At 67.0% G+C, this 10112-nt stretch carries 7 protein-coding genes; 5 read left to right on the top strand and 2 right to left on the bottom strand.

What is annotated here, in order from left to right:
* Positions 1-632 precede the first annotated feature (632 nt).
* The 3 genes from U5768_RS28970 to U5768_RS28960 all read left to right on the top strand — a co-directional run bounded on the left by U5768_RS28970 (position 633) and on the right by U5768_RS28960 (position 4423).
* On the top strand, positions 633-1934 hold the full coding sequence (locus U5768_RS28970) for an MFS transporter (RefSeq protein ID WP_322033741.1): 1302 nt from the start codon (positions 633-635) through the stop codon (positions 1932-1934).
* Between the two features lie 101 nt (positions 1935-2035).
* Positions 2036-2950 (top strand): TauD/TfdA dioxygenase family protein, encoded by a 915-nt coding sequence (locus tag U5768_RS28965; RefSeq protein WP_322033740.1) that lies wholly within the window; start codon positions 2036-2038, stop codon positions 2948-2950.
* A 30-nt stretch (positions 2951-2980) separates the two neighbouring features.
* Entirely contained in the window at positions 2981-4423 is a 1443-nt protein-coding gene (locus U5768_RS28960) for an aldehyde dehydrogenase family protein (protein WP_322033739.1), read from the top strand.
* A gap of 76 nt (positions 4424-4499) precedes the next feature.
* On the opposite strand, the gene U5768_RS28955 is transcribed toward U5768_RS28960, so the two are convergent.
* Both U5768_RS28955 and U5768_RS28950 read right to left on the bottom strand, forming a co-directional pair.
* On the bottom strand, positions 4500-4877 hold the full coding sequence (locus U5768_RS28955; RefSeq protein ID WP_322033738.1) for a BON domain-containing protein: 378 nt from the start codon (positions 4875-4877) through the stop codon (positions 4500-4502).
* 70 nt (positions 4878-4947) lie between these two features.
* Positions 4948-6063, bottom strand: a complete 1116-nt coding sequence (locus tag U5768_RS28950; protein WP_322033737.1) for a porin — start codon at positions 6061-6063, stop codon at positions 4948-4950.
* 287 nt (positions 6064-6350) lie between these two features.
* Between U5768_RS28950 and U5768_RS28945 the strand changes: the two genes are divergently transcribed.
* Together U5768_RS28945 and U5768_RS28940 are read left to right on the top strand one after the other, a co-directional pair.
* Positions 6351-6941 (top strand): DUF2889 domain-containing protein, encoded by a 591-nt coding sequence (locus U5768_RS28945; protein ID WP_322033736.1) that lies wholly within the window; start codon positions 6351-6353, stop codon positions 6939-6941.
* Between the two features lie 174 nt (positions 6942-7115).
* Entirely contained in the window at positions 7116-9950 is a 2835-nt protein-coding gene (locus U5768_RS28940) for a LuxR C-terminal-related transcriptional regulator (protein ID WP_322033735.1), read from the top strand.
* Positions 9951-10112: the final 162 nt, after the last annotated feature.

The following is a 10112-nucleotide window of genomic DNA, read 5'->3' as shown; positions in this document are numbered from 1 at the left end:
CACCTTGCGCTATCTGGACCGGCGCTCATTTGATGCGGCGAGCATGAGGCGCGCTCGGCGCGGAAAATGTTCAGGAATGTTAAGGTAGCGTGCAGTTCTGGCGAGCTTACCGAGGGGATATCGAATCAGACTGGGGGCATGTTTGGGGGCATATCGTGCCATGTTCCGATGGCCGCTCCCCACGCGACAAGGCTTTGCTGGCATCAGTCTGGTCGAAGTACTACCGAAGAATAAAAGGCCTCGTTGCGAAAGCAACGGGGCCTTTTGCTTTGTCTTTGACTTATGCCGCCGCGTTGCGCGAGACAGAGCGACACCGCCAGCGTACCCCCGCCCGACTGAGGTATTCCCTGCCCTACCCGGTTGGGGTGGTCTCGCCGGGTGGCGCGGCTTCTAAGGTAACGCCAGACACAGGCAATACCGAAGCGCGATCCGGATCAAAAAACCGCGCCCGGACAAGGAGACATCATGAAAGCATCGGGCGTCGCGGCTCCCCCCTTCCCTCTCGAATTCGCGGTATCCCCGTACTGAATCAACCGCCAGCACCGGCCGATGCGCGCAACGCCTTCGCCCGTCCGGTCGCGTCCTTGCGTTGCCCCTATCAGCCGGCGCCAGCCGATACAACGAGATCGCCCATGCTCAACGCCCCTTCCTGGCAGCCAAAGTCCGCCTGGACCATCACGGCCCTGCTCACCGGACTCTCCACGATCAACTTTCTCGACAAGATCGTCCTCGGCATGGTCGCCGTGCCGCTCATGACCGAGATGCATCTCTCGCCGATGCAATTCGGCTTCGTCGCCGGCAGCTTTTTCTGGCTCTTCTCGACGTCGACCGTGCTCGTCGGCTTTCTCTCGAATCGCGTCCCGACGCGCTGGATCCTGCTCGTCATGGGCGCAAGCTGGGCGCTCTTGCAGATCCCCCAGGCCTTTACCACGAGCGCGCTCGCGCTGCTTCTGTGCCGCGTGATTCTCGGCGCGGCCGAAGGCCCCTCGTTTCCGGTCTCCGTCCACTCGCTCTTCAAGTGGTTCCCGGACCACAAGCGCAGCCTGCCCGTGGCCGTCATCAATCAGGGCGCGGTAGGCGGCATGGTGCTCGCGGGGCTCGTCATTCCCGCCATCACGCAGCGCTGGGGCTGGCGCACGAACTTCTTCGTGCTCGCCATGGTGGGCGTGCTCTGGTGCGCGCTGTGGCTCGCCTTCGGACGCGAAGGCACGCTCGACGTCGTCCGCCGCGCGCCGCACGAACCGGCCGCGGCCAGCGCCGCGGCACCGCGCCTGCCTTATCGCAGGATTCTCACTGACGCGTCCGTGCTCTCGGTCTTCCTGCTCGGCTTCGTGGCCTACTGGCTGCTCGGCCAGACCATCACGTGGCTGCCCACTTACCTCGAAAAGGGACTCGGTTTCGGCAGCATCGCCTCGGGACGCCTCTTCGCGCTCGTCATTGCATTCGCGGCCCCGGTCAATATCGGCCTGAGCGCGCTTTCGCAGCGCATGCTCCGGCAGGGCGCGACCTCGCGCGAGGCCCGCGTGCGGCTCACGAGCGCCGTCATGATCGCGGGCGCGCTGCTCTTCTTCGCTCTGGCGGCGATCGACCTCACGCCCATGCAGAAGGTACTCTGCTATGCGGTTGCAGGCGGCCTGTCGACGTTCTGCCTGACGCTCGCGCCGGCGATGCTCGCCGAAATGGTGCCGCTCGTCCAACGCGGCTCCGTCATCGCGATCAATACCGCGGTGGCGAGCCTCGGCGCGGCGATCGGGCCGGCCGTCGTCGGCCGGCTCGTCCAGTCGTATGCCGCGACGGGCGCGCACGCTTACGAAGTCGCCATCGCAGTGACGGCGGCGCTGCTAGTCGTCGCCGCGCTCGTGGCGTTGCGCTGGCTGCACCCCGAACGCGCGCTGCGCGCGCCCGACGAGGACGCGGCACCACTCACGGCCTGAATGACCATGCGATGCGTTGCGCGCGAAGCACGACGCACGACGCGCAAGCCGTTGAAGGCCGCGCACGACGGCCGCAACTACTTTTGTCGATGGAGGACTACATGCAATCAACCGTTAGCGTATCTAACGATTTCCAGGCCGGCGCAGTCGATGCCGAACGCTGGCCTTTCACACTCACGCGGCACACACCGACAATCGGCGCCGAGATCGGCGGCATCGACCTGCGCGCGCCGCTCGACGACCTCACCTACGCGGCCCTGCGCCGCGCGCTGCTCAAGTACAAAGTGCTGTTCTTCCGCGACCAGGACATCACGCCGGCACAGCACGTGGCCATCGCGCGCCGCTTCGGCGAGCTCGAAGTCCATCCCACGTTTCCGCATCACGCGGACCATCCCGAACTCGTCATTCTCGGGCGCAACGATTCGAAGCGCGGACGCGAGAATCTCTACCATTCCGATGTGTCATGGCGCGAGATTCCTTCGATGGCGTCGATGCTGCGCTGCGTGGCGTGCCCCGAAGTAGGCGGCGACACCATGTGGATCAACATGGTCGCGGCCTACGAAGGCCTGCCCGAAGATATCAAGACCCGCATTGCCAACCTCACGGCCGTCCACGATTTCATGCCGCTGTTCGGGATTGCCATTCCTGAAGATCAGCACGCCGAAATGAGGAAGCGCTTTGCCCCCGTTACGCATCCCGTCGTGCGCACGCATCCGGAAACGGGCGAAAAGATCCTCTATGTCAACGAGGCCTTCACCACGCACCTGGCCAACTACGGGCACAAGACCGTGGACCAGTATCGCGTCGGCTTCGACTTCAAACTCGCCGAAATGGAACTGCTGCAGTTGCTGTTCCGTCAGGCACAAGTGCCCGAGTATCAGGTGCGGCTCAAGTGGCGACCGAATACCATCGCGTTCTGGGACAACCGCTCGTGCCAGCACTACGCGATCCAGGACTACTTCCCCGCCGTGCGGCACATGGTGCGCGCAACCATCATCGGCGACCGGCCGGTTTGAACCTGTGACTCTCGACCTCGGAAACCCATCATGAAAACATTGAACCGCTTTTATATCGACGGACAGTGGGTCGAGCCCGCCCGGCAAGGCACGCCTTCTGCGTCGCCGGCCGCCGCCTTCGAGATCGTCGATCCCGCCACCGAAGCGTGCATCGGCACGCTCGCCATGGGCAGCGAGGCAGACGCCGACCGCGCCATCGCCGCCGCGCGCGCCGCCTTTCCCGCATGGTCGGAAACGAGCCGCGAAACTCGTATCGCCCTGCTCGAGCGCATCGCCGCGATCTACCAGCGCCGTCTGCCCGAGATCGCCGAGGCCGTGCGTCAGGAAATCGGCGCGCCGGTTTCGCTGTGCAATGCGTTGCAGGCGCCGATAGGCCTCGCGCAATTGCGCGCCACCATCGAAGTCCTGCGCGACTTCGCGTTCGAAACGACGCACGGCAAGAGCTATGTGCGGCGCGAGGCGATCGGCGTCGCCGCGCTCATCACGCCGTGGAACTGGCCGCTGAACCAGATCACGGCCAAGGTTGCCCCCGCGCTCGCCGCGGGCTGCACTGTCGTGCTCAAGCCGTCGGAAATCGCGCCGCTCGACGCGATGATCTTCGCCGAGATCGTCCATGAGGCCGGCGCACCCGCAGGCGTTTTCAACATGGTGTTCGGCGAAGGCCGCACCGTGGGCGCGCGGCTCGCCTCGCATCCGCAGGTGGACATGGTTTCCATTACGGGTTCGACGCGCGCGGGCGTGGAAGTGGCGATCAGCGCCGCGCCCACGATCAAGCGCGTCACGCAGGAACTCGGCGGCAAGTCCGCCCTCCTCGTTCTCGACGACGCCGACCTGAAATCGGCCGTGGCGAGCGGCGTCGCGCAGTGCATGGCGAATTCCGGGCAGACCTGCGTCGCACCCACGCGCATGCTGGTGCCCCGCGCGCGCTACGACGAAGCGGTCGAGATTGCCTCGGCGGCCGCGAATGCATTGACAGTCGGCAATCCGGCGGACCCGGCCACGCGCATGGGCCCCATCTCGAACCGCGCCCAGTACGACAAGGTGCAGCACATGATCGAGAAGGGCATCGCAGAAGGCGCGCGCGTAGCGGCGGGCGGCCCGGGCCGCCCTGACGGACTCGCGCGCGGCTTCTACGCGCGGCCCACGATCTTCGCCGGCGTGCGCAACGACATGGCCATCGCACGCGAGGAAATCTTCGGGCCGGTGTTGGCGATGATCCCCTACGACGACGAAGAAGACGCCATCCGCATCGCGAACGACAGCCCCTACGGGCTCGCGGGCTATATCGCGACGAGCGACGCGCAGCGCGCGCGCAAGGTCGCGGCGCGACTGCGCGTGGGCTCGGTGCGCATCAACGGCGCGATGCTCGACGTGACCGTGCCGTTCGGCGGCTACAAGACGTCGGGCAATGGGCGCGAATACGGCGCCGAAGGGCTGGCCGAGTTCCTCGAGTGCAAGTCGGTGACGATGTAAGCCTCGAAGCCAAGCCTCGAAGCGGAACGGGACCGTCGCCGGTCCCGTTCTTCCCGCACCTGCCGGATCGACGATCCTAGAACGTCGAAAGCGTCAGCGTATTCTCCACCGAAGTCACGCCGGCCACGCCCTGGGCGATGCGCGTGGCCTGATCGATCTGCGCCTGCTCCGGCACCCAGCCCTCCAGCCTCACTGCGCCATTGTTCGCGCGCACGGTAATGCCGCTCGCGCGCAACCCCTTCGCCTTGGCGAGCGCGTTCAGCACGCGCCGGCGCAGCGCGCGGTCGGCGGCCTTCTGCGAACCCGGCGTCGCGCCGGCGCCCGAAGAAGAAGCCGTCGCGGGCGCGGAAGACGCCGACCCGCTGTCCTGCGCATGAGCCTGCAAAGGAACGGCAAAAGAAGCGGCAAAAACGGTGGCCACGGCTACCGCGCGGCCGTTGCGAATGACATTCATCCTGGTCCCTCCTCGTCGATTGTGAATTGCGGCCGCGCCGAAGCGCGGCGTTGCCCTGCCAGAAGCGCGGTCAGAAGCGATGCGTCATGCCGAGCACCGCGAGCACCTGCTTGGTGTCCGTGCTCGTGACCGAAACGCCCGGCCAGCTCATCGTCGCGGTGCCATTGTTCTTCAGGTAACCCGCTCGCATATAGAACGAAGTGCGCTTGGATACGCTGTGGTCGTAGCCGATCTGCACGCCCGGCGTGTTGTCGTGCGCGCCGCGCACGTTGCGCTCGATGCCGGCGATTTCCACCGTGTCGGCGGGCGTGGCCTGGATCGTCGCGCCGAACTCCATGATGCTCGACGACTTGCCCGCGCCGAGCAAAGCCGCGAGCGAGTGCGCGGGCGCGTCGTGCGGCTTGTTGTACGAGTAGTTGAACTGCAGGTTGACGATGCCGATCCGGTAGCCCAGCGCGCCTGTGTAGTGCTCGGTGCCGAGCAGGTTGAGCGGGCCGGGCAACGACGCAATGGTCTCCGTGCCGGGATGCTGATACTGGTAGGCGATACCCGCGTAGAGCCCGTAGGCCGAATACGAAAGCCCGAGGTCGAGCATGTTGCCGGAGTTCTGCGGCACCGGCTGCGTGACGGTGGCCGCGAAGGCGTACATCGCGTAAAGCTGGAAGCCCGCGAGATTCGGCGACTTGTAGAGGACCGAATTGCTCGTGCGCCCCGTTACGGATTGCGCCGCGAGCGTATTGCGATCGACCGCGAGCACGGCGGCGGAAAGCGGCGAAAGCACTTCGTTGCCGCGGAACGGATCGGTCGGATAGACAATCCAGAACGTGGGCTGATACTGACGCCCGAACGTGAGCGAGCCGTATTGGTCGTGCGTGAGTCCCACCCACGCCTGGCGATAAAAGAGCGTGGTGGTGTCGGCGAATAAACCGCCATTGTTGATGTTGTACCCGCTCTCGACATCGAACGCGGCCTTCAGCCCGTTGCCGAGATCCTCGCTGCCCTTCAGGCCGAACATCGACCCGGTATTCCCGCCGCTTCGGAGCGAATACGAATGGTTGCCGCCGTTGTCCAGATATTGCACGAACGTATCGGCCACACCGTACAACGTCACGCTCGACTGCGCCGCGGCGCTGCCCGCCACCACTGCCAGCGTTGCTCCGCAAATTCCCTTGCTGATAAAACGCATGCACGTCTCCTCATTATGATTGCCGCCTGCAACAGGCGCGGCGAATGTGTAACCCGTTCGGCACTGCGAGCCACATGCGGCGCAGTTTTGCAGGGACATCGGGAGGGGCAACTACCCGAACGGAGTGGGGACGGGAATACCCCGAGCGGCGCGCGCGTCATGGCGCTCGCCGCGCGCTTCGCGGCGCGCCGGCCACCCGCGCGGGGTGGGGACACCGCGTCCCGCGCGAGGCACCATCGCGATATCGCGCCTGGTCGTTGCCGTGGCGCATTCAGGAGCGCAATCGCATGTCTCAAAATGCCAATGCAAGTGCGCCGCGCAAGGTGGCGCACGTACGTCAGATCGTCTGCACGGGCTACGTGCGCGAAGACGGCCTCTACGACATCGAAGCCCGCATGACGGACACGAAGGGCCACAACTCGACGCTCCTCTTCAAGGACGTGCCCGCTGGCGGCGAGATTCACGATATGTGGCACACGATCACCGTCGACGCGAATCTCGTGATCCGCGCAGCGCACGCGCGCACCGACACCGCGCCCACGCCCTGGTGCGCGCAGATCAACGAGGCCTACGCGAAGCTCGCGGGCGTCGCGATCGGCAACGGCTTCATGAAGGAAGTGAAGGCACGGCTTGGCGGCGCGCGCGGCTGCACGCACCTCACCGAGCTACTCGGCCCGATGGCCACCACCGCGTTCCAGACGCTCTTCGGGCTGCGGCAAGACGCGCACGAGCGCCTCGCCGGCGCCGCGCGCGGCGAGCGAACGCCGCTCCTTCCCATGCTCGACACCTGCCACGCCTGGCGCGCGGACGGCGAAGTGGTGCAGGTACTGCGCGAGCGCAGCGCCGCGGCCGCGGCGCAAGCCTGCGCCGATGTCTAGCGGCCCGCGCCCGCGCGTAACGCACCGCGTTGCGCTACGACAAAACAGTACGGTTCGCCGTGCGTGCTCGCCCGCGTGGCCGCGCGAGCGCGCGCGCTACAATAGTTCGATTCTCGTTTCGTCATCGGGCGCGCGCATGGGTCGCAGCGCCTGGACGGTTGAGCGCACGCGAACATGCCGCAACGCTGGTCCGATTCCCCTTCCGCCGCTGCCGGCGCAGCGTCCCGCGTGATGGCGCCGCGCAGCAAAACCCGCGTCGTCGCGCGCGAGCGCGTGGTCGGGCAATTGATCGACGCCCGGCGCAAGCGCTGCATCGTGCTCCAGGGCCCCGCCGGCTGCGGCAAGACCACCACGCTCCTCGCCTGGCGCGAAGCGCTCCTGCCGCTCGGCTTCGACCTCGCCTGGCTTACCCTCGCCCCGGAAGACGACGACCTTTCGAGTTTCGTCGACGGTCTCGTGGCGAGCCTCGCCCAGGTCGATCCGGCCATCTGCCGCGAAGCCGCGATTCTTGGCGGCCGCGGCGCGGACGACGAAGCCGTCGAGCGCACCGTGATCGCGCTCGTGCGCGCCATCGCCTCCCGTTCGTCCGACCTTGCCCTTGTCGTCGACGACCTCGACCACGTCACCAATGCGCGCAGCCATCGCGCGCTCCAGTGGCTCATCGACTACGCGCCGCCCAACCTGCACCTCGTGCTGGTGTCGCGCGGCCACGTTCCCGTAGCGCTCGGCCGCCTGCGCGACCAGGATCTGGTGCTCGAACTCAACATGCGCGACCTGCGCTTCACCTTTGCCGAATCCGCGCAATATCTGCGCGCGCAACTCGGCGAAGTGAGCGAGCGCGACGCGCGCGAAATGCACGAGCTGACCGACGGCTGGGTCGCGGGTCTGCAGCTCTTCGCCATCCACCTCAAGCGCCGCCGCACGGCAGCCGGCGCGGCGGACGTCGCGGCTTCGCTCGCGAGCACGCATCTGCACGACGCGCGCGGCTTCGCCGAGTACTTCGAGGGCGCGGTGCTCTCGCGTCTTTCCGCCAACGAAGTCGAGCTGCTCGTGCGCACGTCGGTTTGCGCGCGGCTGTGCTCGTCGCTGTGCGTCGCGCTCGTCGGCGACGAACAGCCTTCGAACGAAGTCCTCGCGCTGCTCGCGCGTCTCGAAACCGACAACCTCTTCATCGCGCAGATCGAGCGCGTGGGCAACGAGACCTGGTACCGGCTCAATCCGCTCTTTCGCGAAACCCTGCTCGAACGCCTGCGCACGCGCAGCGAAGCGCTCCAGCGCTCGGTGCATCACGCGGCATGGTGCTGGTTCCGCGATCACGGCCTGCCCGAAGAGGCGGTGCGCCATGCGCTGCAGGCAGGCGAATCGGCGGCCGCAGCCGACCTCGTGCTCGCCGTGGCGCGCGAGCTGCAGATTTCCGGCGATTTGCGCAAGCTCGTCTCGCTCATGCATCTGCTGCCGCACGCCGAGATCGAGACGCGCGTGGAGTTGCGTTTGTGGCGCCTGCAACTCGAACTCTATGCGCGCGACTTCGAAGCCTGCGCCGCGACCATCGAACGCCTCGAAGCCGATATTCCCGAGGAGAACACGCATGCGCGCTACCGGCTCACGGTGCTCCAAGCCGCCGTGGACGTGCAGCGCGACGACGCCGACAGCGTAGTGGCGCTCCTGCCGCAAATCCTCGCCGCGCCCGCGAATGCCAGCAGCATGTCGATCGGCGCGCGCAACAACCTGCTCTCGTGGCTCCATATGCGCCTGGGCGAATACGACGAAGCGCGCGCGTTTCAAACCGAAGCTACGCGCCCGCTGCTCGCCGGTTCGCCGTTGATGGGCACCTCGGCGGGCGTGCTCAACGGCCGCTGCATGGTCGGCTTCAGCCACGCGCTCGAAGGTCAGTTCGTGCAGGTCGAGCGCATCAGCCGCGACGTCCTCGCCGAAGCGGACCAGCGCGGCAGCAGCGCCGCGGAGCCCGCGTGTCTCGCGGCGGCGCTGCTCGGCGAAGCGCTCTACGAATTCAACGACGTTGCCGGTGCGCGACGCCTGCTCGAAGACCGCGTCGACGTGCTCGAGCGCGTCTCCATACCGGACTCCGTCGTGCGCGTGCTCACCGTGCTCGCGGCCGCGCACTGGGCCGAGGGGCATCGGCTCGACGCGTTCGCGTACCTCGAGCGGCTCGAGGAATATGCGAGCCGGCACGGCCTGCCGCGGCTGCTCGCGCACAGCCTGGCAGCGCAGGCGCTGCAGCATCTGCAATGCGGCCAGTTCGACGACGCGCAAAGCCAGATCGCACGCCTCGACACGATCGCGGCGCGCCTGCGTCCCACGCGGCCGCACGCGTGGTGCGACGTACACGCGCTCGCGGAGCGCGCCCATGTGAACTGGTGCATCGCGCACGAAGACTTCGAGGGCGCGGCGCTGCGTTTGCCCGCGCTCATTGCGCTTTGCGGCGAACGGGGCTGGCAGCATCGCGTCGTCCAGCTACGCATGCAGGCGGCGCTCGTGGACCACCGGCGCGGACGCACGGAAGCCGCCCGCGAGAGCGCCCTCATGGGCCTGCGCCTTGGCCACCGTCTCGGCCTCGTGCGCAGCGTGCTCGACGCGGGCCCCGACATCGTGGCGTTCGCCGAACAGGTCGTACGGGGTGCGCCGGGCGCATCGGTTGATCCATCGGCGGCCCAGAACCCACTGGAAAACGGCGGCGACCCGGTGCTGGCGTTTTACGTCGACCGGCTGCGCGCGGCGCAGGAATCGACCGCGGCGCTCGCAAGCACTACGAACGAAACGTCGCTCGCGCGCGGCGCGGCGCCGAATATCGCCGAAACCCTCAGCGAGCGCGAAGCGAAGGTCGTGAGCCTGCTCGCCCAGGCGCTGCCCAACAAGAAGATCGCCCGCACGCTCGGCATCTCGCCCGAAACCGTCAAGTGGCACCTGAAGAACATCTACGGCAAGCTCGGCGTGTCGAGCCGCGATGAGGCCGTTGCGCGCGTGCGCGATCTCGGCATCGACACCTGAGCGGCGCCAAGCGGGCTCGCCGCCAGGCGCTACCCGGTTCGGGTGGTACGACCCACCGCCCCGCCCGCTATGCTTGTTTTAAGGGGTGCCGCGCCGCAGCGGCCCCCTCCCGACAAAATCAGCGTGGTGCGACCGCCAGGTCGCACGCAAACGTTAAGGAGA

Origin of the sequence: Paraburkholderia sp. J76 (genome assembly GCF_905220295.1) — a bacterium.
Taxonomy (GTDB): Bacteria; Pseudomonadota; Gammaproteobacteria; order Burkholderiales; family Burkholderiaceae; genus Paraburkholderia.
This window is presented reverse-complemented; position numbering and strand designations above follow the sequence as displayed.

Bases quoted from the DNA above. Each gene is read 5' to 3' on its own strand.
- U5768_RS28965 (WP_322033740.1), top strand. From the start codon at position 2,036: ATGCAATCAACCGTTAGCGTATCTAACGATTTCCAGGCCGGCGCAGTC.
- U5768_RS28970 (WP_322033741.1), top strand. From the start codon at position 633: ATGCTCAACGCCCCTTCCTGGCAGCCAAAGTCCGCCTGGACCATCACG.
- U5768_RS28945 (WP_322033736.1), top strand. From the start codon at position 6,351: ATGTCTCAAAATGCCAATGCAAGTGCGCCGCGCAAGGTGGCGCACGTA.
- U5768_RS28940 (WP_322033735.1), top strand. From the start codon at position 7,116: ATGCCGCAACGCTGGTCCGATTCCCCTTCCGCCGCTGCCGGCGCAGCG.
- U5768_RS28960 (WP_322033739.1), top strand. From the start codon at position 2,981: ATGAAAACATTGAACCGCTTTTATATCGACGGACAGTGGGTCGAGCCC.
- U5768_RS28955 (WP_322033738.1), bottom strand. From the start codon at position 4,877: ATGAATGTCATTCGCAACGGCCGCGCGGTAGCCGTGGCCACCGTTTTT.
- U5768_RS28950 (WP_322033737.1), bottom strand. From the start codon at position 6,063: ATGCGTTTTATCAGCAAGGGAATTTGCGGAGCAACGCTGGCAGTGGTG.